Below are 24571 nucleotides of genomic sequence, written 5' to 3' on the forward strand. Positions count from 1 at the left end.
TTCACATGAAGCGTAACCTCACCTACACCCTGAGCACTGTTTTGCTGCTTGGGTCTTTGGCCAGCGGCTGCAGCGAACAGCAGCAGGAAGAAGAACAACAAGCCTTTGCCATTCCGGTCGAGACCAGCATAGTCACTCAAGGCCAGGTTTCCTCCTTCTACGCCACCACAGCCACACTGGAAGCGCCACAAGAAGCTCATGTGGTCAGCCGTATTGCCGGGTTGATAGAGGCTCTGCAAGTCGAGGAAGGTGACAGAGTCACCAAGGGGCAGTTGCTGGCGGTGATAGACTCCCGTCGCCAACGTTATGAACTGGATAAGGCCGAAGCCGAGGTGCAAATCATCGAGCAGGAGCTCAACCGGCTGAAGAAAATGAATAACCGTGAGTTTGTCAGTGCCGATGCCATGGCCAAACTGGAATTCAACCTGCAAGCCGCCAAGGCGCGTCGGGACTTGGCCAAACTGCAGGTGGAAGAAAGCCAAATCCGCTCTCCCATAGATGGCGTCGTCGCCAAACGTTTTGTCAAACAGGGCAATATGGCCAAGGAGTTTGAAGAGCTGTTCTACCTGGTCAATCAGGATGAGCTCTACGGCATAGTCAATCTGCCGGAGCAGCAACTGAGCAGTTTGCGCATAGGCCAGGAAGCCGAAGTCATCAGTTCCCGCCAGCAGCAAGTGGCGGCCAAGGTACTCAGAATAAGCCCTGTGGTGGAAGCTACCAGCGGTACTTTCAAGGTAACTCTTTCGATCCCCAATCAGGATGCCAGTCTCAAGGCCGGGATGTTTACCCGGGTCGAACTCAGATACGACACCCACGATAATGTGATAGTGGTGCCCTATAACGCCGTCATCAATCAGGATGATCGCAAGGCGCTCTATGTGATCGAAGAGGGCAAGGCGCAGCGCCGCGAGGTCAAACTGGGTTACCGCCAGGACGATAAAGTGGAAATCACCGAGGGCATAAGTCCGGGTGAACAGGTGGTGGTTCGCGGTCAACACAATCTCAAGGATCAATCATTGGTGGAAGTGATAGCTCCGCTGGATCTGGCCAAGGCCAACTAACTGTCACAAGGACCACCTCTTATGTCTATTATTACCACTTCGGTCAAGCGTCCGGTGACCGTCTGGATGTTTATGCTGGCCGTTATCCTGTTCGGCATGGTGGGTTTCTCCCGTCTGGCGGTAAAGCTGTTGCCTGACTTGAGCTACCCCACACTCACCATACGTACCCTATACGAGGGAGCTGCACCCGTGGAGGTGGAGCAGCTTATCTCCAAACCTATCGAGGAAGCGGTCGGTATTGTTAAAGGGCTGAGGCAGATAAGTTCGATTTCCCGCTCCGGTATGTCCGATGTGGTGCTCGAATTTGAATGGGGCACAGAGATGGATATGGCCAGTCTCGATGTGCGGGAAAAGCTCGACACCATAGAGCTGCCACTGGATGTGAAAAAGCCTTTGTTGCTGCGCTTTAACCCCAATCTCGATCCCATCATGCGCCTGGCACTGCCGGCCCCCAAGGCCACAGAAGCCGAGCTCAAGCGGCTGCGGACTTATGCCGAAGAGGAGCTTAAGCGGGATCTCGAGTCGCTTTCCGGAGTCGCTGCCGTGCGCCTTTCCGGCGGGCTGGAGCAGGAAGTGCATATTCTGCTCAATCAAGAGAAACTGGCGCAGCTGGATCTCAGCAGCGAAGCCATTCGCAACCGTATCAGTGAAGAAAACGTCAACCTTTCTGCCGGTAAGGTGATCCAGGGCGACCGCGAATATCTGGTGCGCACCGTTAACCAGTTCCACTCCCTCGATGAGCTGGCCAATGTGATTGTCTATCAAAAGGGCAATACCCTGGTACGTCTTGGCGAGATAGCCGAGGTGACGGATGCCTTTAAAGAGCGCAGCGATATTACTCGCATCGGCGGCAAGGAGTCCATTGAGCTCGCCATCTATAAGGAGGGCGATGCCAATACAGTAGCCGTAGCCAATAAGCTTAAGAGCCAGTTGCAACAGATGCGCTCTGAGGCCAAAGACAGCGCCACGCCAGTGCCCGAGATAATTTACGATCAGTCGGAGTTTATCGAAAGCGCCGTCAGTGAAGTGACTTCATCAGCCCTTATCGGCAGTCTGCTCGCGATGCTGATGATCTACCTGTTCCTTCGAGACATCATCCCTACCCTGATCATCTCCATCTCTATCCCCTTCTCTGTGATAGCCACCTTTAACATGATGTATTTTGCCAATATCAGTCTTAACATCATGTCGCTCGGCGGTATCGCGCTGGCGGTGGGGCTGTTGGTGGATAACGCCATCGTGGTGCTGGAAAACATCGACAGGTGCAAGGCTCAGGGGATGGATCGCCGTCAGGCCGCCATCACAGGAACCAAAGAGGTGGCCGGGGCGATTTTTGCCTCTACCCTGACCACGCTGGCGGTATTTGTGCCCTTGGTATTTGTCGACGGCATTGCCGGAGCCCTGTTTGCCGATCAGGCCCTGACCGTTACTTTCGCCCTGCTGGCCTCTTTGCTGGTTGCCCTCACCTCAATTCCTATGCTGGCTTCCCGCGAAGGCTTCACAATGTTGCCGGAACTGGTCAAGCGGGACAAACCGCAACCTCCGGCGGGTAAGCTTGGCAAGCTCAAGCATTACAGCGCCACTGTGTTTACCTTCCCTTTCCTGTTGCTGCTCAGCTATCTGCCAAGATTGCTGCTGACGCTGGTATTAATCGTCACCCGGCTGCTGGTGTGGCTGGTATCCCTGGTGATGAAGCCGCTGTCCAGACTGTTTAACCTTTGCTACGGCTGGCTGGCCGATGGCTATCGGCCGCTGCTGAACCTGGCGCTCAAGTTCCGTGGCATCACTCTGGCGCTGGCCATTGCGGTCACCGCCATCTCTGGCGTCTTGATGAGCCGCCTGGGAATGGAGCTGATCCCACCGATGAATCAAGGCGAATTCTATGTGGAAATCCTGCTGCCTCCCGGCAGTGAGGTGAGCCAAACCGATGCCGTATTGCAGCGTCTGGCGCTGGCTATCAAAGACAGAGAGGAAGTGAAACACGCATACAGCCAGGCCGGCAGCGGCGGTCTTATGACCTCGGATACCCGGCGCGGCGGTGAAAACTGGGGGCGTCTGCAGGTGGTGCTGGCCGATCACCGCGCGTTTGACCAAGTTGCCGCCAAACTGCGCAGCACTTTGCGCACTATTCCCGAGCTGGAAGCGCAGATCCAATATCCCGAGCTGTTCAGCTTCAAGACTCCGCTGGAGATAGAGTTGTCCGGCTATGAACTGGAACAGTTGAAAACCTCGGCCGCTTCACTGGTTAAGGCGCTGGAGGGCGATCCCCGCTTTGTCGATGTCAGCAGCAGCCTGCGTGACGGTCAGCCGGAGCTGAGTATCCGTTTTGATCACGCCAGAATGGCCGCCCTTGGCCTGGATGCACCAACCGTGGCCACCAGCATAGCCCAGCGGGTTGGCGGTACCGTAGCCAGCAAATACACTCTCAGGGAGCGCAAGATAGATATTCTAGTGCGCAGCGAGTTGGATGAACGCAATCAGATAAGCGATATCGATGCCATGCTGATCAACCCATCCAGCCCGCAGCCCATCCCCTTGAGCGCCGTGGCCGATGTCTCGTTGACTCTGGGACCTTCGGCAATCAATCGCATCAGCCAGCAGCGGGTAGCCATAGTGTCGGCCAATCTGGCCTATGGCGATCTCAATCAGGCGGTGGCCAGTGCCAAGCGTATTCTCAGCCAACTGACGCTGCCCGCCTCGGTGCAGAGCCGATTCGGCGGTCAGAATGAAGAGATGGAGCATTCGTTCCAGTCGTTGAAGATAGCGCTGATCTTGGCGGTATTCCTGGTTTATCTGGTGATGGCCAGTCAGTTTGAGTCATTGCTGCACCCCTTGCTTATCCTGATGGCTGTACCTATGGCACTGAGCGGCAGTATCTACGGCCTGGCAATAACCGGCACCCAGTTGTCTGTCATCGTCTTTATCGGCCTTATCATGCTGGCCGGGATAGTGGTCAATAACGCCATAGTATTGGTAGACAGGATCAATCAGCTCAGGCAAAGCGGCAAACAACGTCTCGACGCCATCAAGCAAGCGGCAGCATCGCGTTTAAGACCCATACTGATGACCACACTGACCACTAATCTGGGGCTGCTGCCCATGGCAATAGGCTTAGGGGACGGCAGTGAAGTGCGTGCCCCCATGGCGATCACTGTCATTTTCGGCCTCAGCCTGTCGACTCTGCTGACTCTGGTGGTTATTCCTGTGCTCTATGCCCTGTTCGACCGCAAACAGTACGCCGAGCCGGCCACCATGGGAGAAGGCGCATGAACCTGACCAAACTGGCGCTCAAGCGCCCGGTGACCACCAGCACGTTCTTTGTGGCCATTCTGCTCTTTGGTCTGGCCGCCAGCCGCTTGCTGCCGCTGGAGATGTTCCCCGGGATAGAGATACCGCGAATCTTTATCCAGGTGCCTTACAAAGGCTCCTCTCCGGCGGAAGTGGAACGCGACATCACCAATGTCCTGGAAGAGTCACTCGCCACCATGGGGGGACTCGATGAGCTGCGCTCACGTTCCAGCCAGGATGGCAGCGAGATAGAAGTGAGAATGAAGTGGGGTGAAAACGTCGCCGCCCGCAGCCTGGAGGCGCGGGAGAAGGTGGATGCGGTGCGCCATCTGCTGCCAACCGACGTGGAGCGGGTGTTTATCATGCAGTTCTCCACCGCCGACATGCCTATGCTGAATATCAGGATCTCCAGTGAGCGGGAACTCTCCGGCGCCTTCGATCTGCTGGAAAAACAGCTCAAACGGCCACTGGAGCGGGTGGAAGGCGTCTCCAAGGTCACCCTCTATGGCGTGGAGCAAAAACAGATAGAGATACGTCTCGATGCCCAGCGCCTGGCTGCCAGTGGCATGAGTGTTCCCGCCATTCACAAGCGTCTGGCGGCAGAAAACTTTGTGATAAGCGGCGGCAACCTGAGGGACAACGGCCGGGTCTATCAGGTGTCTCCCAAGGGCGAGTTCCGTAATCTCGAAGAGATCAAGGCGCTGGTATTACTGCCGGGTTTGACCCTGGGCGATATCAGCGAAGTCAATTTCGCCCTGCCTGAAGCCACCGAGGGCCGCCATCTGGATAAGAAATATGCCGTCGGCCTGGATGTGTTCAAGGAATCCGGTGCCAATCTGGTGGAGGTTTCGACCAGGGTGCTTAAAGTGATTGAGGCCGCAAGAGAGGATAAGCAATTTCAGGGGATCAAGCTGTTTATCATGGAAGATCAGGCCCATGGAGTGAAATCGTCGCTCAAGGACTTGTTGATGTCCGGCCTGCTGGGCGCCCTGCTCTCCTTTGCCGTGCTGTACCTGTTCCTGCGTAACCTGCGCATGACCCTGGTGGTGGTTTCTTCCGTGCCCATCTCCATCTGTATGACATTGGCCGGCATGTACTTTCTCGGCTACAGCCTCAATATCCTCTCTATGATGGGGCTGTTGCTGGCGATAGGTATGCTGATTGATAATGCCGTGGTGGTCACAGAGAGTGTGTTGCAGGAGCAGCAACATGGCGCTGTCGATAACAATACTGATGACAGCCCCAACAACACTGGCGATCGGGCAATCCTCAACGGGGTCGACAAGGTGGCGCTGGCGGTGCTGGCCGGCACCCTGACCACGGCGATAGTGTTCCTGCCGAATATTTTCGGGGTTAAAGTGGAGCTGACTATCTTCCTCGAACATGTTGCCATCGCCATCTGCATTTCGCTGGCAGCCTCGCTGTTGGTGGCCAAGACACTGATCCCCTTGATGCTGTCAAAACTGCAACTCAGGTTTGAGCGGGTCGAGAAAGAATCGCGGCTGCAGAAGTCTTACCACACCAGTCTCAACTGGATACTGCAGCACCCGAAAACCGCTACTTGCCTGGCACTGCTGATGTTACTGTCAACCGCCCTGCCGCTGTCGTTGGTGAAACAGGACAGTCAGGACAGCCAAAGCAAGGAGCGCTTCTACATCAACTACCAGTTGGAAGGACGTCACAGCCTGGCGGTCACCGAGGCCATGGTCAGCCAGATGGAAGACTACCTCTATGCCCATAAGGAAGAGTTCCACATAGATGCCGTCTACAGCTATTACTCTCCCGAGGATGCCTCTTCCACCATACTGCTGAAGCCGGATCTGGAGGAAGATGTCGCCGAGCTGAAAAAGCGGATCCGCGAAGGATTTCCCAAGTTCTCCATTGCCAAGCCTCAGTTTGGCTGGGGCAGCGATGAGTCCGGCGTCAGAGTCACACTGACCGGGCGATCCACCTCAGAGCTGATTCGCCTCAGTGAACAGGTGATCCCTTTGCTCTCCAACATAGAGGGCCTGCATGATGTGCGCTCAGAGCTCAACGGTGCCCAGCAGGAGGTGATAGTACAGATAGACAGAGAGCTGGCCGCCCGCCTGGGACTGAGCATCAAGGATATTGCCGGCAGTATCTCCTTGGCACTGCGGGGCGCGGCGCTGCGTTCATTTCGCCACGATCCCAGTGGTGAGCTCAGAATCGAACTGGCCTTTGAACGCGACTGGCGTCAGTCGCTGGAGCGGCTAAAACAATTGCCCATAGTGCGACAGGACAACAAGGTCTATTCGCTCGAGAGTCTGGCCAAGGTGGAAATTGTCCCCAGATTCGATGTCATTCGTCACTATGATCGCCAGACGGCACTATCCATAGGCGCTAACCTTGAAGATCTCAGTATGGAAGAGGCGCAGAAACAGATCATGGCGGCGCTCAAGCATGTCAACTTCCCCCATGGTTATGACTACTCACTCAGAGGCGGCTTTCAACGTCAGGACGAGGAAGAGTCAGTCATGCTGATCAACATGGTGTTGGCGATTGCCATGATCTATATAGTGATGGCGGCTTTGTTTGAGTCGCTGCTGCTGCCGAGCGCCATCATTACCAGCATACTCTTCTCCATCACAGGGGTATTCTGGGCCCTGTGGCTGAGCGGCACGCCTATGTCCGTGATGGCCATGATAGGCATACTGATCCTGATGGGGATAGTGGTCAACAACGGCATAGTGCTGGTGGATCAAATCAATCAGATGACGCCGCCACTGGAGCAGTTGTCCGAGGTCATCGCCTCTGTCTGTGTCACCCGTTTACGGCCGGTATTGATGACGGTTGGGACCACAGTGCTGGGCCTGCTTCCGCTGGCGCTGGGAGACACTCAGATAGGCGGCGGTGGCCCGCCATACTCACCTATGGCGATTGCCATCATAGGCGGCTTGAGTTTCTCCACCCTGACCAGTCTCTATTTGGTGCCCCTGTGTTACCAGGCCTTCTTCCGCCTGCGTCATAATGCGGCCATCAGGCTCGGGCAATCGCTCAAACTCAGTCAGCGCCTGCTGCCCTGGACCTGAGCCCAAAAACACCGCTGAACAGATAAAAAAGCTGCCATTGCAGCTTTTTTATTGCCCGGACATCAATAGCGAACTAGCTTTATCCCAGCACTCAACTATTTGGAGCTCTCATGCCAGGTTTGCTTAAACGCTTTACATCACTCGTGCTGTTTACACTTGTCAGCTTGGCTGCCGCGGCGGAAAATAATTCCTATGCCGAGAATCCCTATGCCAAGGTCAAGATAACCACTCATGAACTGCTGCCAGGTCGCTACATGTTGACCGGCGCCGGCGGCAACATAGGTGTCAGTGCCGGGGAGGATGGACTGCTCATCATAGACGACCAGTTTGCGCCGCTGGCAGAGAAGATTTCTGCGGCATTACAGGGTCTCAAGCCGGGCCACCCGGCTTTTGTCATCAATACCCATTTTCATGGCGATCATACCGGGGGCAATCTGTACTTTGGCCAAAACGCCAACATTCTTGCCCACGAGAATGTGCTCAAGCGGTTGAATGAGAAAGCAATCCCAAAGAAGGCGCTACCGGTTATCACCTATGACAAGGGACTGAAAATTCACTTCAACAACCAGGTGTTGGAACTTATTCATCTGGGCCCAGGGCATACGGATGGTGACACCCTGGTGCTATGGCAGGATCGCAAACTGGTGCATATGGGCGATCTCTTCTTTAAAGACAGGTTTCCCTTTATCGATCTCGACCACGGCGGCTCAGTCATCGGCTACAGAGACAATGTAGCAGCCGTGCTTGAACTCATAGATCAGGATACCTTGGTTATCCCAGGTCATGGTGAACTGGCCAACAAGGCCGATCTCCTGAGGTTCAAACATATGCTGGATGACTGCATCAATTGGATGAAAGAGGGCAAGCAGCGCGGCATGACTCTCGAGCAAATGCAGGCAATGGAACTGCCACAAGCATGGCGGGAATGGGGCTGGCAGTTCATCCCCAAGGAGCGCTGGGTCAAGACCCTGTATCAGGGATTAACCCAGGAATAACTGCCCTCTCAGTTGTAGGCGTTTATTGACTCGGCAAAGTTCAGGCAGGAATATTGCGAAAATGCCACAACACCCAATAGATGGGCTTGAGATCACGGCCGCCTATATCGCGAAACGGCCTCAGCAACAGATAGAGCCACTGCCAACTGACCAGGAAACTTCTGGTCTCATGCCAGATAGCTTCACCACCGGCTTGGCGATAACTGGCTATCGCTTGGGCAATCGCCTCGTTGGCCGGCCCCATGTAGCGGTATAAGCTGTGAATGTACACCAGCAGATCCCTTATCTGCTGCATCAGCATGTCTTTACCCTTTTGATTGGCTTCAAAGTCGATAAAGGTCACCTGTCCCTGTTGCCAACTGATATCCCTTAGTGCCGGACGGCCGTGGGCCAAGCCCATACTGTGCAAACCCGCCAGAGCAGCGGCGCTGTCATTGAGGATCTGCTGCATGCCTTGCTGATCCTGGGATTTGAGTGCCAACCAGTCTTTGACTGTCACACCGGCATCTTCCACGACAAAGTAACCCTTATCGGCCTGAACAATGCGCGGCACAGGAGCTGAGCGGCTGGCCAGATGTTCCAGAGTCTGTTTCTCTTTTTCCAGCGCCAGTTGAGGATTGGGTTTCAACACCCGCATGGCCCCCTGAAGAGTCTCTGCCTGTTTGAGCCAGTATTTTTTACCCTCATATTCAAACGAGCAAATACGCTCCCCGGGATGAGCTTCCAGCACCCGCAGAACATATTGATTGAATTTAGGTTGCTCCATGGACAGGACTCCCTTCCAAGAATTGGTGGTGGTTCACAGAAAATTCTTATTAGTATCTTAGGGAATGGCGATTAAAGCAAATTCACTTAGGCTAAAACCCTGCTATTTAACGCATTTTCAGAGACTAATACCACAGAGGCTTAATGATAAAAACAATTGATGAATGAAATTAACAATTTCCAAACACAACAACTAATACAAAAGAGGGAGACGATGCCAGGGAGGGAAGTAGAAATGTAGACCCCAATCCGCTGTTGCGGATTGGGGGGATCGGACAGGGGCTGTTATTGCTTTTCCTGCCAAGGCTCGGCCTTGTCAGCCAGCAGCACAGGGATCCCATCATTGATAGGATAAGCCAGCCTATCTGCCTTACAGATGAGTTGCTGTGCCTGCTTGTCATACTCCAGTCTGCCTTTACATATGGGGCAGGCTACGATTTCCAATAGTTTCTTATCAAACGCCATCAGACTGTCCTTTTTGGTTTGCCTTTTGTTTGCTTGCCATTGCCTCTCGCACCCGAGTCAGCAATTGGGCATCGAATTGGGGTGATAGCTTGGCATTGACGGCCAAATACCACCAGTGTTGTTTTGCAAATTCGCGACACTTGATCGCATCTTTTTCTGTCATCAGCAGCGGCAGTTCATCACCAAGCGGCGTCAAGGCCTTCAGACTGTAGGCCTGATGATCGGCAAAGACCTCTTGGGCTTCGAGCTTGAACCCCATCTGAGAGAGAGTTTCAAAAAAACGTTCCGGATTACCGATACCGGCCATGGCTTTTACCGCCATAGGCGCTGTGGGGGCCTGAGTCTGGTTTTCCCCTGCGACACTCAGTACTGCACCGGGAATGAGCTGCATACCAAACTCTCTGACGGTATCGCTGGCTGCGCCGTTGTGAATAACGAAATCGGCACTCTCCAAGCGCCATTCACCCTCTCTCAAGGGACCTGCTGGCAATAACATGCCATTACCCAAGCGGCGGCTGGCATCGAGCACCACCACTTCAATATCCCGCGCCAGTCGATAATGCTGCAAACCATCATCGCTGATAATAATATCCACCTCAGCGGACGCCAGCAGCAACTCGGCGGTGGCTATACGATCTACTCCCACAGCCATAGGCACTTGAGTGCGGGCCACTATCATCGCCGGCTCATCACCAAAATCCGTTGGATTGGCGCCTTGGGGCACAAGTCTCGGCTCGGTTTGACCACTGCCATAACCACGGCTTATTACCCCGGGGTGGTAACCATAGTGCCTGAGCAACTCAATCAGATAGATAACGGTAGGCGTCTTGCCACTGCCGCCGACGGTAATGTTGCCGACAATGATCACGGGTACGGGCAAAGCTTGCGAGGCCTTGAGTCCAAGTTTAAACCCCAGGCGTCTCAGGCCACTGAGCAAGGCAAACAACCAGGAAAGCGGCCAAAGCAACCACCTTGCCCAATGCTTCTGATACCAGATACGGTTAAGCAGAGCTTCCACTTAACCTCCGAATTGCATCTGGTACAACTTGGCGTACGTCCCATCCTTTTCCAGCAAGCTCTGATGCGTGCCGCGCTCGAGGATCTTGCCCTGATCGACCACCAAAATCTGATCGGCACTTTCAATGGTCGACAGCCTGTGGGCAATAACTATCGAGGTACGATTGCGGCGCAGGTTATCCAGCCCCTTTTGAATCGCCTTCTCTGATTCGGTATCCAGTGCCGAGGTCGCTTCATCGAGGATCAACACAGGGGCATCCCTGAGGATGGCTCTGGCAATGGCGATCCGCTGGCGTTGACCTCCGGACAACATCACGCCGTTTTCACCTATCTCGGTATCCAGTCCTTGGGGCAAGGTTTCGATAAACTCCATCGCATAGGCCAATTTGGCGGCGTTTTCTATCTGTTCGCGAGTCGCCTCACCTGGATAGGCATAGGCGATATTATTGGCTATGGTGTCGTTGAAAAGAGTGACCTGTTGCGACACCAAAGCGACCTGGCTACGCAGACACTTGAGTGAATAGTCGTAAATACTGACATCATCCAGGGTGATCTCCCCCTGTTTCAGCCCTGTGTAAAAACGGGTCACCAGACTGGCGATGGTCGACTTACCCGAGCCTGAGCGACCCACCAGCGCCAGAGTCTGCCCCTGATGCACTTCAAAGTCGATATTCTCAAGCGCCAGACGCTCCTGCCCCGGATAACCAAAGCTGACGTTATCGAAACGCAGATTACCCTCAACCCGCTCTACTGTGTGAGTGCCGCTATCGGACTCCCCCGGAGTATCCAGCAACTCAAACACTGTGGTACAGGCAGCAATACCGCGTTGAAACTCGGCGTTAACCCGGGTGAGGTTCTTGATGGGCTGCAGCATGGCGAGCATGGCACCCAGGATAGTGGCAAAGGTACCCGCGGTCAGTTCATCCTTCAGGCTGTCAAAGCTGGCAGCATAGAGTACAAAGGCCAATGCAAAGGAACCTATGATCATAATAAGCGGTTGGCTGATGGCCTGGGCCGCTGCCAACTTCATGTTCTGATAGCGGTTTTGATCGTTAACTTTGGCAAAACGCTCAGCCTCAGTCTTCTGACCGCCGAAAGACAACACGTTCTTGTGGCCCTTGATCATCTGCTCAGTCACTGCAGTCACTGACCCCATGGCGCCCTGGATCTGCCGCGATACCTTACGGAAGCGGCGACTGACAACGGCAATCACCACCCCGATGAAAGGACCAATGATCAGAATGCAAAGCGACAGCTTCCAGGAGTAATAGAACATCAACCCCAGCATGCCGATGACAGTGACACTGTCTCTCACCAGAGTGATCAGCGCGCTGCCGGAGGCTCTGGCAATTTGCTCTGTGTCAAAGGTTACTTTGGAGATCAAGGAACCCGTGTTTTCCTTGTCCATATAGCTGACAGGCAGCGACAGTATGTGTTCAAACACCTGCTGACGCATATCCTGAATAAGCTTGGCACTGATATAAGAGATGCCATAGGTAGAGACAAAGTTGGCCAATCCCCTAAGACTGAACAGCCCCACTACCACGAAGGGGGCCATGGTCAACACATCCGAGCTGGCATTAAACCCTTTGGAGGTGCCCAGCTCCACGCCGGCAACGACCGAATTATTGGCAAACCCTTCATCAATAAAAGGTTTCACAAAAGCGATAAAAGTAGCGTCCACAACCCCATAGGTGATCAACGCCAGAATCGAGATGATAAATACCCCTTTGAGAGGCTTGAGGTAGGACAGCAAACGTCTGAAAACCGTCCAGACTTCACGTTGTTGAGATGTGCTCATCAGCGAAACTATATTTATGACAAAGTCGCCATTCTACTCTGGATTCCCTGCCATACCAAACCCAAACAAGCGGTTATACCAAAATGGCGCCAGATCCTCGCGGTAACTGTGCACTGTATAACCTTGGCTATCAAAGTGGATACTCACCTGCCCCAGCTCGCCGGAAATCAAGGCTTGGGCCCCAAAGGCGTGATATCTCAAACGTATCTCCTCTTTGGGAAACCCCCAACGATTGCCATATCCGGCAGCAAACAACACCCATTTCGGCGCCACAGCACCGATAAACTCAGGGTGAGATGAAGTGCGGCTGCCATGATGGGGCGCCAGTAAAATATCGCTCTCAAGTGAGCCTTTTTTGTGCAATAAGGCAACCTCGGCGGCCAGCTCTATGTCCCCCGGCAGCAGCACCCTATGATGTCCATCGAAGAGTTGCAGCACGCAGGAACCGTTGTTGCCTGGCTCTGCCTGCTCGGGGCCGAGAAAGTTCAGCTCTATCCCTTGCCACTCGAACATCCCCGGACGGCAGCCCCTGTGCCAACGCTTTGGATGACTGCTCTTGAGCTCAGGGACATCGGTTATCAACCCTGCCTGGTCAAAGGCCTGCATCAGCACTTGGGTACCACCGGCGTGGTCATTATCGCCATGGCTGACAATAAGGAAATCGAGCTTGGTCACGCCTTTGGCGCCAAGGAAAGGCACTATCACCCGCTCTGCGTAGCTGAAACGCTCGCCAAAAGCCGCACCTGTATCATAGAGCAATGCATTAGGCCCCTTTTGTACCACCACAGCCAGCCCCTGCCCCACATCCAACATATGTAACTGCCAGCCCTTGGATTTGAGCAGTCCAAGCCATAGCCCGAGCTGCAGTACAAAGGGCAATATCAGCAGCATGGCCACTCCCCGCCCCTTGGGCAGTAAACGCCAACAAAGCCATGCCGGAAACAGCAACAGCGCCGCGGCGCTGAGAGCCTGCGGCAACATGAGCCAGCCGCCGGGAAGCTGACTATTGAACTGCCATAATTTTTGCACCGGCCAGAGACTGAGAGACGCCAATTGCCAAGGCATGAGTGCCACTGCATCCATGCCGAGAGCGGAAAAAATCGACCACAGCAGCAGTGCCAGTAGCGCCAGAGGGATCACCAGTAAACTGAACCAAGGCACCAGCAGCAAGTTGAGCCACAGGCTGTGAACTGTCACGGCGCCAAAGAGTACCGCCTGCAGTAACGACAGCCCCAGACAAAGGCGCCACTGTATCGCCCAAAATGCCAAGGCCCAGCGCTTGAGCTTGGCAGGCCAGTGGGTCAGCACTTGCTCCTGCTCCAGAGCGTTAGGATTATGAACTTGATGGTTAAGGCTCAGCAAAATTAACGCCAGTGCCGAGAATGACAACCAAAAGCCGCCGCTGAGACTGGCCAAGGGGTCAATCAAGAGCACACAGGCCAGCGCCCACAGCAGCCGATCCCAGGCCGAGGCATAGCGCATCATTAATGAAGAGAGCACCAGCAAAAACAGCATCAGCAAGGCTCTTTGGGTGGCAATGGCAAAGCCCGCCAGATAGGCATAAAAGAGTGCCATCAGCAACGCCGCCAAAGATGCCAACACCAAATTGCGCCGCCCATAGGTGGGTGCCCAACGTTTGAGCGCTCCAAAACTCAGCAGATAACACCAGAAAGCGACCACCGAAAGATGCAACCCAGAAATCGCCACCAGGTGGGCATTGCCGGACTGGCGCAGCTCTTGCCAGCGCGCCTTGGAAAAGAGTGACCGCTCACCCAAGGTCAGCGCCAGCAGCAGATCGCCGCCATCGATTTCGGCCAATATTGGAGTTAACTCTGTGACCAATCGGGCCCTGAGCCCAGTTGATGGCAACAGCCGCTCACCTGATATCACCTGGCCTCTGGCAGCTATTCGCTCGCCGAGCAGATAGCGCTGACGATTGAAGCCGCCCTGATTAAGCACGGCGGCGAAGGTTCTGGGTTTGACTTCAAACTGCCACACCTCACCCAATTGCGGTGACGGCAATGCATCCCCCTGCCAGCTCAAACGCCACATGGAGGCCAGGGGTGCCAACAGGGTTGGAGAATTATCATCAATTGGCCGAATATCCATACGGATCCAGTCGCCGTTTGCAGAAACTAGTGATATGATTTCGCCCCGCAGTGTCTGAGTAACAGACGTTTCAGAGCTGGATGATGAGTCAGTAAGGCTTTTAATATCAATAACTAACTGACAGTAAACACTGACCCACAGCACGCCGCCCAAAGCACCATAGAGCAAAGCACTTCCCTTGGGAACCCAGCTCCCGCTCAAGACTCTGAGGCACAAGACCAGCAGCACTGCAATAATTGGCAATGAGAATAAGGGCGGTATCCAAGGCCAAAGCATGGCCGAGAGTACAGCGATGCAAAAGCCCGATAAGCATTGATTCATCATTGAGTAATTTAAGACAGCAATCCAAGCCTATGCCAAAAAAGATCATTCAGAGATTCATGCCCGATCCGGAGAAACTGAGGAATCATAAACACCTCAAGATCTTCGGCAGTCTGCTGAACAAACCCAACCTCTGGGCACTGAATCGCCGCTCTGCCCCCGGCGCCTTCGCCATAGGCCTGTTTGTTGCCTGGATGCCGATGCCGTTCCAAATGGTGTTGGCCGCCGCGCTGGCAATCTACTTCCACGTCAATCTGCCGGTGTCGGTCGCCTTGGTTTGGATTACCAACCCTGTGACTATGCCGCCCATGTTTTACCTGGCCTACTTAATAGGCGCCAAGCTGCTCAATCACCCGCCGCAGCAGTTTACCTTCGAAGCCAGTTGGGCCTGGATAGAATCCTCCATCAGTACCATAGGCCCACCTTTCCTGCTCGGCTGCTTGGTGTTGGGTGTGGTCAGCGCCCTGACGGGATATTTTGTGATCAAGAGTGCCTGGCAGTACTCCATCTATCTGCAGTGGCAAAAACGACGCAAGTAATTGCTGCTGGCAGTAACATCACTGGAGCGGCACAATTCAGGGATACCTAGTCTTAGCGCTGACCAAACTTGGCAACCCAAAGCATGTTCAGCCAACCAAAACCAAGAACCCGGCGATGGCCGGGTTCTTGCTATTTAGGATGTGCCTGTCGCTTATCAGCGCCCGGCCAGGGCGGTGGCCGGGGCTATTCGACTGGCCCTGAACGCCGGATACAAGGTAGCCAGCAGACTCATCAGCAGCGCCATAGCCACCACGACCAGTACGTCCGCCAACTCGAGCCTGGATGGCAAAAAATCGATAAAATAGATATCCCCCGAGAGCAACTTATGCCCGGTCAACTGCTCAATCCCCTTGGCGATGGCCGAGAGATTCTTGGCCAGCAGTACCCCCAGCAAGGTTCCTATGGCGCAGCCGAGCACACCATTGAGCGCACCCTGGACAATAAATACCTGCATCACGGCGCCGCGCTTAAGTCCCATGGTCATCAAGATGGCGATTTCCGAAGCCTTGTCACGCACCGCCATTACCAGGGTGGAGACTATGTTGAAACAGGCCACACCTATTACCAATGCCAGCACCAGATACATGACGGTGCGCACCAGCTGAATGTCCTGGTAGAGGTGGCCCTGGGTGCGGGTCCAGTCGTTGAGATACAAAGTCTGGCTCTGGGCATAACCCAGCTCGCGAATCAGCCGCGGCGCTTCAAATACCCGCTCAACCTTGATTCTCACCCCGGTCACCTCGTCTCCAAGCCCAAGCAGGCGCTGGGCATAGGCCATGGGCACATAAGCCGTGGTGTATTCAAGCTCGCCGCCGAGACGAAAGCTGCCGCTTATCAACAGTGAATGACTGCGAGCCTGCGCCAGTTGACCACTGCCCTTGCCATGGGGTGATGGCAGATAGAGGGTCAGGCGATCACCCACCTTAAGTCCCAGTTTGTCCAGCATCCCCTGGCCCAGCACGATATGATTGCTGTCGCCCTCAAGGCTCTGCCAGCTTTCCTGTGTCAGATACTGACTCAGGGTCGAAACCCGCGCTTCGGCCTCGGGGTTAATCCCCACCACAGACAAGCCGACAAAACCGCCCGGTTTTTGCACCAACCCCTGCATACGTACCAGCGGAGCGGCGGCGCTGATGCCGTCGATTTGCTCGGCGTCCGACACTATCTGACGCCAGTCATGAATAGGTTCACGGACCTGGCTCAACTCCCCCTGGGGCACAACCCCGAGCAGGCGCTGCTCCAGCTCGCTCTCAAAGCCGTTCATCGCCGACAGCACCAGAATAAGCACGGCGACCCCGAGGGCGATACCTGCGGTGGAGGCAAAAGAGATAAAACTGATAAAACTGCTGCTCTGGCGGGCACGGTAAAAGCGCCAGCCGATGACCAGGGGCAGCAAGGCGGGATGCGCCGTCATTGGCCCGCCTCCGGCGCCGACAAACGACCATCGACCATCTGCAGCTGCCTATCCATCCTTGCCGCCAGTTGATGATCATGGGTTACCACCACAAAAGCCGTGCCCAGTTGCGAGGCCAGCTCGCGGATAAGCTCATAGACAGCCTCGCCGCTGTGGGCATCCAGGTTACCCGTAGGTTCATCGGCAAGTACCACTTTTGGGCCGTTGATCAAGGCCCTGGCAATGGCCACCCGCTGGCGCTCACCGCCGGAAAGCTCCGCCGGGGTGTGATCCAATCTATGTCCCAGCCCCACTCTTTCGAGCAAGGCCCTGGCCTGCGCTCGCACTTCCGCCTTGGGTCGACCGGCAATCAGCCCCGGCATGGCCACGTTTTCCAGAGCGTTGAATTCGGGTAACAGATGATGAAACTGGTAGATAAAGCCCATCGCCTGATTGCGCAGCTGTGCCTGGCGGGAAGCCGAGGCCTTGTATAAGTCCTCGCCTTCGAGCAACACCTGACCGGCAGAAGGCCTATCCAAGGTGCCAAGAATATGCAGTAAGGTACTCTTGCCCGAGCCCGAACTGCCGACAATCGCCAACTGCTCCCCCGGATACACCTTGAGGTCGACCTGCTCGAGCACCTTGGTGCTGAGCTTGCCTTCCTGATAACTCTTGCTGACGGCTTTGGCTTCAAGGAGCGCGGCTTGTTGCATGGTATTGATTCTCTTATTCATATCTAAGTGCAGTCGCAGGTTCTACCCGGGCGGCCCGAATAGCCGGGTACAAGGTGGCGGCCAGGGTCATCAGCAGAGTGCCGATGGCGATAAGCACCAGTTGCTGCGGTTCCAGCTGCACAGGTAACCTCTGCCCGGCGCCCAATACGGCGATCCCCAAGGTCGACAGCAGCGGATTGATGTTGAGGGTGGCCACTATGCCAACCCCTAGGCCCAGCGCCAAGCCTATCAGGGCATTGAGAGAGCCTTGGGAGATAAAAATGGTCATGATGTCCAGCCTGCCCAGCCCCTGGGTCTTGAGCACGGCGACATCGGCAGTTTTATCCACCACCATCATCACCAACGCCGAGACGATATTGAAGGCGGCCACTGCGACAATCAGGCTTAACATCAAAGACATCATGTTCTTTTCCATCTTCACCGCGGCGAAGAGATGGCCATAACTGTCACGCCAGTCGCTGACGCTTACCTCGACTCCCTTATCTTCGAACAAATGTTCAACCTTGGGTGCCAGCGCCGGGGCGCTGAAGGGGTCGCTCAGAAACAGCCTGAGATCCTGAATTTGCTTTGGCGACTGACGCATCAAGCGGCGGGCATCTTCATAGTGCAGAAAAGCCACCCCGGCATCGACCTGAGAACCCATCTCAAAAATACCCGCCACTTCAAAAATTCGCTGGCTGGGAACAGGCCCAAGCGGCGAGTACACCACACCATCACCGCTGAGCAGACGCAGCTTGTCACCGGTGGCAACATTGAGCCGCCGTGCCAGCTCTGAGCCCAACAACACCCGGTAGCTGCCGCTGCGGAGCGAATCAAAGGCATCCAGATAGGCGTGTTTGGCTACAACCGAAAGATTTTTCTCGGCCTCCGGGTAGATGCCATAGAGCTGCACCGCACTGATATTGTCGGCCGACTGGGCCATCGCCTGGGTGGTCGCCGAGGGCGCCAGCCCAAGCACGCCGGGCAATTGTTGCAAATCGCCTTTAAAGCTCTGCCAGTCGTCAAAAGAGTGGTCTGTATGTACCGTCAGTTGTGGGATAGCCCCCAGGATTCGGGTCTTGAGCTGGCCTTCCAGGCCGTTCATCACAGAGCTGACAATAATCAATGCTGCCACCCCGAGAAAAATCCCGCTGACGGCGAAGAAGGTAATAAAGGAAGCAAAAGCGTTGGCCTTGCGGGCACGCCAGTAACGATAACCTATGTAAAATGAGAGTCCCGGATTCATGAGAGGGATAGCATGTCCTGTGCGCTGCGCTTGCTAAATCAATGAAGTGGGCACGATAATAGGTGGATTGACCGGGTAAATACAAGAGGCGGGACCTTGTTTCCTGAATCCAATCCATACTTCAGCGTGCCCCACGCCTTCGATGTCTATCTCAGCCTCTGGCCCAAGGACGCTCCCTTGCCGACCGAGAGCCAACTGCTGGCGATGCAATCCACCGGCTTGAAACTGATGAGCGAGGTCAAGGCGCAGGAAGCCGGCTGTTTGATGCAGCTGAGGCAACTCGGCGATGAGGGCCGGGCGATAGTCGACTACCTCAAACTCCAGTCCCGTAAGATAGATCTGGTGTTACAGCACGTATTGGAGCAGGAGAGCCGCGAAGGCCAACACTGCCCCGGGGTGCAATTTGGCGGCAGCGGCGTGCGGGTGCAGTTACCCCAGGCACTGGACGCCGGTACATTTTGCAAGCTGACCCTGTTTATTCGCGATGAAATCCTGTCCTTGCAGTGCATCGCCTCGGTGCGGGAATGCCGCGACGACCCAGACCATGAAGGCCAGTTTCTGGCCGATCTCGACTATCGAGTGATCCAGGATGCCGATATCGAACTCTTGGTCAAGGCCAGTCTCAGCGTGCAACAAAAGCAGCTCAAAAGGCGTAAGGCCAGTCAGGATCCCAACTGGCATGAGCCATCCTAAATCTCTACAATGGTGCGCAATCCATTCAGAATGAATCTGTTATCACATCTTCAATGAATAAGTTTTCTGTACTGGCGCCTGAGGGTGCCCCAAAGGCCGGCGAGATCCGCCATCTCGGCCTCGGCGAAGGCGTGGAGCGCGCGCTGACCTTGGCCAACCTCGCCCGCCAACATCAAGGTGTCAGCCTGTTGGTGACAGCGGATACGCCAACCGCCCTGACACTGGAAGCCGAACTCAAATACCTTCTGGGTGATACCCTGCCCGTGTGGTTGTTTCCCGATCGGGAGACCCTGCCCTACGACAGCTTTTCGCCGCATCAGGATCTGATCTCCCAGCGACTGGAAACCCTGTCAAGGTTGCCAAGTGCCAAGCGCGCCCTGGTAATAGTGCCTATCAACACCCTGATGGTGCGACTGCCGCCCAAGTCTTTCCTGTCGGCCAATGTGATGTTGCTGAATAAGGGCGACAACTACAGCCTGCAACAGATGCGCGAGCACTTGGTCAGCGCCGGTTACCATCTGGTCGGCCAGGTTTATGAACATGGCGAATTTGCCATTCGCGGCTCGATTCTGGATATCTTTCCCATGGGCTCAGCCGAGCCGTTGCGAATTGAACTGTTCGATGATGAAGTGGAATCGATTCGCCATTTCGATCCTGAAACCCAGCTATCCAAGGAACCCCTGTCGCAGGTACGAATGCTGCCGGCCAAGGAGTTCCCCACTGATGAACGGGCCATAGAAGGCTTCCGCCAGCGTTATCGGCGCTATTTTGAAGTATTGGTTAAAGAGCCCGAGTCCATCTATCAGCAGGTGAGCCGCCATTTGATGCCCGCCGGTATCGAAAACTACCTGCCCTTGTTCTTTGATGAAACCGCGACCCTATTCGACTATTTTGCCGGCGATGTGCAACTGCTGACGCTGGGCGACCTGCAGCAGGCCGCCGACACCCATTTGACGCAGGTGCGCAATCGCTATGAAGACAGGCGGGTCGATCCGCTGCGGCCCTTGCTGGCCCCGGCCGACCTATATCTGTTGACCGAGCAGCTGTTTGCCGCCTTCAAGCGCTGGCCAAGATTGCAACTGAGCCAGGTGGATGCCCAAAAACAGCAGCAATTGGCTGCAGTAAGCGCGCTGCCGGATATCTCGGTCAACCATAAGCTGAAGCAGCCCTTGCAGGCATTGGCCGACTATATCACCTCGGCGGGCAGAGTCCTGCTCAGCGCCGAATCCGAAGGCCGCCGCGAGGCGCTGATGGAGCTGCTGGCCAAGATAGAGTTGCGCCCGGTACTGTTCCCGCATCTCAAGGCGTTTATCGACTCGGATGCACAGCTGGGGTTAATCGTCTCGCCCCTTGCCAAGGGCTGCATACTCCATGAGCCCAAGCTGAGCATTATTTGCGAGACCGAGCTCTTCGGTCAGCGGATCTCCCAGCAAAGACGGCGGGAAAAACAGCGCCAGATCAGCAGCGATGCCCTGATTAAAAACCTCGCTGAGCTCAAGGTCGGCCAACCCATAGTGCACCTGGAGCACGGGGTCGCCCTCTATCAGGGGCTGGAAACCCTGGATACCGGAGGCGTGGTGGCCGAATACCTCAAGCTGGAATACGCCGGTGGCGACAAACTCTATGTGCCTGTGTCGTCACTCCACCTCATCAGCCGCTACGCCGTGGCGCCGGATGAATCCCCCAACCTCAACAAGTTGGGCAACGAGAGCTGGGCCAAGGCCAAGAAGAAGGCGATAGAGCGTATTCGTGATGTGGCCGCCGAGCTGCTGGATGTTTACGCTCGCCGTCAGGCCCGCCCCGGCGAGGCCTGTGAACTGGATGAGGCCGAATACGCCTTGTTCGCCCAGGGTTTCCCGTTCGAAGAGACAGTGGATCAGGAAACCTCCATCGCCGCCGTTCTCGCCGATATGCAGTCACCGGTGGCTATGGACCGTCTGATCTGTGGTGACGTGGGCTTTGGCAAGACAGAAGTGGCCATGCGCGCCGCCTTTGTTGCCGTCAACGCCGGCAAGCAGGTGGTGGTGTTGGTGCCCACGACGCTGCTGGCTCAGCAGCACTATGAAAACTTCAAGGACAGGTTCGCCGACTGGCCGGTGCAGATTGAAGTCATGTCCCGTTTTCGCACCGCCAAAGAGCAGCAACAGGTGATTGCCGACCTGGCAAACGGCAAGGTGGATATTGTTATCGGCACCCATAAGCTGCTCAACAGCGAGGTGAAATTTGACGCCCTCGGTCTGCTTATCATAGATGAGGAGCACAGGTTCGGGGTACGGCAGAAAGAGAAGATCAAGGCGCTCAGGGCCAATGTGGATATTCTCACCCTCACGGCGACCCCTATTCCCCGCACCCTGAATATGGCCATGTCCGGCATGCGGGATCTGTCGATTATCGCCACCCCGCCGGCCAAACGCCTGGCGGTGAAAACTTTCGTGCGCGAATACGACAAGGCCAGTGTCCGTGAGGCCATAGAGCGGGAGATCCTCCGTGGCGGCCAGGTCTATTACCTGCACAACAATGTGGAGAGCATAGAGAAACGCGCCGAGGAGTTGCGCGAGCTGTTGCCCGATGCCAGAGTGGTCGTAGCCCACGGCCAGATGCGTGAGCGCGAGCTGGAGCGGGTAATGTCCGATTTCTACCACAGACGCTACAACGTGTTGGTGTGTACCACCATTATTGAAACCGGTATCGATGTGCCGAGCGCCAACACCATCATCATAGAGCGGGCCGACACCTTCGGGTTGGCGCAGCTGCATCAGCTCAGGGGCCGGGTTGGCCGCTCCCATCACCAGGCTTATGCCTATCTGATGACCCCGCATCCGAAACGCATGACCTCAGATGCCCGCAAGCGTTTGGAAGCGATTGATGCCCTGGAAGATCTTGGCGCCGGCTTTATGCTGGCGACTCAGGATCTGGAGATCCGCGGCGCCGGTGAATTGCTGGGGGATGAGCAGAGCGGCCATATCTCCAAGATAGGCTTCAGCCTCTATATGGAGATGCTGGAGTCGGCGGTCAAGGCGCTGAAACAGGGCAAGGAGCCATCCCTGGCGCAGATGCTCAACCAGCAGTGCGAAATCGAGCTGAGGATCCCGGCGCTGTTGCCGGAAGACTATGTGGGCGATGTCAATATTCGTCTGTCGCTCTACAAACGGATAGCCAACTGCACTACGGAAGCGGCGCTGGATGAGCTCAAGGTAGAACTGATTGACCGTTTCGGTTTGTTGCCTGAAGCCACCCGTAACCTGATGCAACTGACACTGTACAAGCATCAGGCCACCGCGCTCGGGCTGAAGAAACTGGATTTTCACGCCCGCGGCGGCAGTGTAGAGTTCGGTGACGATCATATTATCGATCCCGGCTTTATCATTGGCCTGTTGCAATCCCAGCCACAAATCTATCGAATGGATGGACCGAATAAGTTAAAGTTCACCCTGGCGGCCGAAAGCAGTAAAGAACGCCTGGAGATAGTGGGTCTACTGCTGCAACAACTGGCACAACACACTGTGGGAGAAAAATAGTGTATCGAAATATGCTGGCAACCCTGGCTCTGGGGCTGACACTTTCGCCTGTATTGCAGGCGGCACAATACCCTTGGTACGAAGTCGAGGTATACCTGTTTGAACGCCCCGGGCCAAGCACGGAAAAGTGGCCGGATACGCCGCTGGAGCTCAAGCTGAACAAGACCATAGACTTGATCACTCCCCAGGTCGCCACCGAAATCAGCTCAAGCAGCATGGCTGTGGGAGACTGTGATCCGCAATGGCAATCTCAATCCGCAGACAGCGCAGCAGATAAGGCTCTCAATAAAGATACCTTTGACTCACAGCGCGGCCGTCCCCTTCAGGCAGGCCAAGTGATATCTCTGGCCCAGACCGATAACACGACTCAAGCGGATGCCGCCGGTTTGCCTTGCCAACAGCAGCAAGCGGAAATCCGTATGCCCAAGCAGTTGCCTGTGAATATCAGTCCCAGAGACAGCAGCACAGCCAGCCAACCCGGCGCCTTGCTGCTCAGTGAGAGCCAGGCCCAATTTGGCGGTGTTATCAATGCCCTCAAGCGGCAGAGCGGTTTGAAAGGGCTTTTGCACCTCACCTGGCAGCAACAGATGAAACCCCGCCATAGAGCAGAGGCGATGCATCTCTTTGGTGGCCGTAACTTTGGCTCGCAGTTCAGGCAGTCAGGTTTACCCCAGAGCCAGTTGGACACGACTTCAAGCTCCTCTTTGAATGGCTTGTCGGAAGACAAACTGCCTGGGCAGGCAATAGGCAATGGCCTAAGTGAACCAAATCAAATGGGCAGTGAGGAATACGCAGCGCTTGGGAGCTTGATGGTCCCCAAAACACCCAAGGCGGTGTGGGAGTTCGATGGGCTTTTAAATATCTATCTCAGCCATTATCTCTATGTGGAAACCCGCTTTAATTTGAGGGAGGCCGGCTATAAATCTCTGGCCACCCAAGAAGGCGAACCTGAGCTGCAAACCCCCTTTCTTTACAGCATTCCCATGGAACAGAATCGCCGTATTCGCAGCGGGGAAATACACTACTTCGATCATCCAAGAATGGGGATGATCCTACAGGTAAGGCGTATGGCCCAGCCAGGCAGCCAAACTCAAGTCGATGGTGGCGAAGAACTCTGATCAATCACTGATAGAGAAGTCGAGGTAGATCTCATCTGCCTCGTCTTCCTCTACATACACTCCATCGACCCGAGCCTGAGGTGGCCCTTGCTCGCACCAGGCAATCAAGTGGTCGACCGCCGGGAAGGCGCCCTGCGCCAACACCTCCACCGAACCATCTTCTTTGTTGCGCACATAGCCTGTCACCCCAAGTGACTGAGCCTTTTGCTGGGTAAAGCGTCTGAAACAGACTCCCTGCACCTTGCCTTTCACAGTCAGCAGCACCCGCTTCATGGGCGTCTCCTTGTAGACTTGTCTTGGTGGCCTTGTGTTGCCATGCTTATAAATCAAGCAGTTGATTAACAAAAAAGCAAAAAAAACAGCTAACAAAAGAGTGTTAGCTGCATCGGGCGACATACGCAAAAGGTCTGGCACTGTATGAATAACCGAATGTAACATTCTGTATCAAACTCGCCATGGTTGGTAACTTTACACAGTC

The 24571-nt window shown here is 55.2% G+C and carries 17 protein-coding genes; 8 read left to right on the forward strand and 9 right to left on the reverse strand.

The window, feature by feature from the left end:
* The first annotated feature begins 5 nt into the window (after positions 1-5).
* From ACWAU4_RS14070 to ACWAU4_RS14085, 4 genes are all read left to right on the forward strand, one after another.
* On the forward strand, positions 6-1061 hold the full coding sequence (locus tag ACWAU4_RS14070; protein ID WP_045282719.1) for an efflux RND transporter periplasmic adaptor subunit: 1056 nt from the start codon (positions 6-8) through the stop codon (positions 1059-1061).
* A 21-nt stretch (positions 1062-1082) separates the two neighbouring features.
* Complete coding sequence (locus ACWAU4_RS14075) at positions 1083-4331, forward strand: efflux RND transporter permease subunit (RefSeq protein WP_167715356.1); 3249 nt, start codon at positions 1083-1085, stop codon at positions 4329-4331.
* The gene (locus ACWAU4_RS14080; RefSeq protein ID WP_454290302.1) at positions 4328-7399 is read left to right on the forward strand and encodes an efflux RND transporter permease subunit; all 3072 of its coding nucleotides are present in this window, start codon (positions 4328-4330) and stop codon (positions 7397-7399) included. Before ACWAU4_RS14075 ends, ACWAU4_RS14080 begins: the two co-directional genes overlap by 4 nt.
* 110 nt (positions 7400-7509) lie before the next feature.
* Positions 7510-8394, forward strand: a complete 885-nt coding sequence (locus ACWAU4_RS14085; protein ID WP_167715352.1) for an MBL fold metallo-hydrolase — start codon at positions 7510-7512, stop codon at positions 8392-8394.
* A 40-nt stretch (positions 8395-8434) separates the two neighbouring features.
* On the opposite strand, the gene ACWAU4_RS14090 is transcribed toward ACWAU4_RS14085, so the two are convergent.
* From ACWAU4_RS14090 to ACWAU4_RS14110, 5 genes are all read right to left on the reverse strand, one after another.
* Complete coding sequence (locus ACWAU4_RS14090; protein WP_025888719.1) at positions 8435-9160, reverse strand: BUD32 family EKC/KEOPS complex subunit; 726 nt, start codon at positions 9158-9160, stop codon at positions 8435-8437.
* Between the two features lie 284 nt (positions 9161-9444).
* A complete protein-coding gene (locus ACWAU4_RS14095; RefSeq protein WP_025011023.1) occupies positions 9445-9624 on the reverse strand; it encodes a Trm112 family protein in 180 nt (59 codons plus the stop codon).
* The gene (gene lpxK / locus ACWAU4_RS14100) at positions 9614-10642 is read right to left on the reverse strand and encodes a tetraacyldisaccharide 4'-kinase (protein ID WP_167715351.1); all 1029 of its coding nucleotides are present in this window, start codon (positions 10640-10642) and stop codon (positions 9614-9616) included. Before lpxK ends, ACWAU4_RS14095 begins: the two co-directional genes overlap by 11 nt.
* A complete protein-coding gene (gene msbA / locus ACWAU4_RS14105; protein ID WP_107005363.1) occupies positions 10643-12442 on the reverse strand; it encodes a lipid A export permease/ATP-binding protein MsbA in 1800 nt (599 codons plus the stop codon).
* A 33-nt stretch (positions 12443-12475) separates the two neighbouring features.
* The gene (locus tag ACWAU4_RS14110; protein WP_311044945.1) at positions 12476-14875 is read right to left on the reverse strand and encodes a DNA internalization-related competence protein ComEC/Rec2; all 2400 of its coding nucleotides are present in this window, start codon (positions 14873-14875) and stop codon (positions 12476-12478) included.
* A gap of 29 nt (positions 14876-14904) precedes the next feature.
* Between ACWAU4_RS14110 and ACWAU4_RS14115 the strand changes: the two genes are divergently transcribed.
* Positions 14905-15411, forward strand: coding sequence for a DUF2062 domain-containing protein (locus ACWAU4_RS14115; RefSeq protein WP_025011025.1), 507 nt, complete (start codon positions 14905-14907; stop codon positions 15409-15411).
* Between the two features lie 155 nt (positions 15412-15566).
* Here ACWAU4_RS14115 and lolE read toward each other — a convergent pair whose 3' ends face one another.
* The 3 genes from lolE to ACWAU4_RS14130 are packed head-to-tail and all read right to left on the reverse strand — an operon-like array spanning position 15567 to position 18764.
* Entirely contained in the window at positions 15567-16826 is a 1260-nt protein-coding gene (lolE, locus tag ACWAU4_RS14120; RefSeq protein WP_167715349.1) for a lipoprotein-releasing ABC transporter permease subunit LolE, read from the reverse strand.
* Positions 16823-17539, reverse strand: coding sequence for a lipoprotein-releasing ABC transporter ATP-binding protein LolD (gene lolD / locus ACWAU4_RS14125; protein ID WP_025011027.1), 717 nt, complete (start codon positions 17537-17539; stop codon positions 16823-16825). Before lolD ends, lolE begins: the two co-directional genes overlap by 4 nt.
* Positions 17532-18764, reverse strand: coding sequence for a lipoprotein-releasing ABC transporter permease subunit (locus ACWAU4_RS14130; protein ID WP_071477435.1), 1233 nt, complete (start codon positions 18762-18764; stop codon positions 17532-17534). Before ACWAU4_RS14130 ends, lolD begins: the two co-directional genes overlap by 8 nt.
* Before the next feature lie 96 nt (positions 18765-18860).
* Here ACWAU4_RS14130 and ACWAU4_RS14135 point away from each other — a divergent pair, with 96 nt between their 5' ends.
* Genes ACWAU4_RS14135 through ACWAU4_RS14145 form a run of 3 tightly spaced genes read left to right on the forward strand, consistent with a single transcriptional unit; the run spans position 18861 to position 24093 of the window.
* Positions 18861-19457: a hypothetical protein gene (locus ACWAU4_RS14135; RefSeq protein ID WP_454290303.1), complete on the forward strand. Its 597-nt coding sequence runs from the start codon at positions 18861-18863 to the stop codon at positions 19455-19457.
* 53 nt (positions 19458-19510) lie between these two features.
* Positions 19511-22975 (forward strand): transcription-repair coupling factor, encoded by a 3465-nt coding sequence (gene mfd, locus ACWAU4_RS14140; protein WP_221052174.1) that lies wholly within the window; start codon positions 19511-19513, stop codon positions 22973-22975.
* Positions 22975-24093 (forward strand): CsiV family protein, encoded by a 1119-nt coding sequence (locus ACWAU4_RS14145; RefSeq protein ID WP_146509040.1) that lies wholly within the window; start codon positions 22975-22977, stop codon positions 24091-24093. The genes mfd and ACWAU4_RS14145 overlap by 1 nt, the downstream gene beginning before the upstream one ends.
* Here ACWAU4_RS14145 and ACWAU4_RS14150 read toward each other — a convergent pair whose 3' ends face one another.
* The gene (locus ACWAU4_RS14150) at positions 24094-24366 is read right to left on the reverse strand and encodes an acylphosphatase (protein ID WP_025011030.1); all 273 of its coding nucleotides are present in this window, start codon (positions 24364-24366) and stop codon (positions 24094-24096) included.
* Positions 24367-24571 lie beyond the last annotated feature (205 nt).

This window comes from Shewanella sp. FeAMO (genome assembly GCF_053653955.1).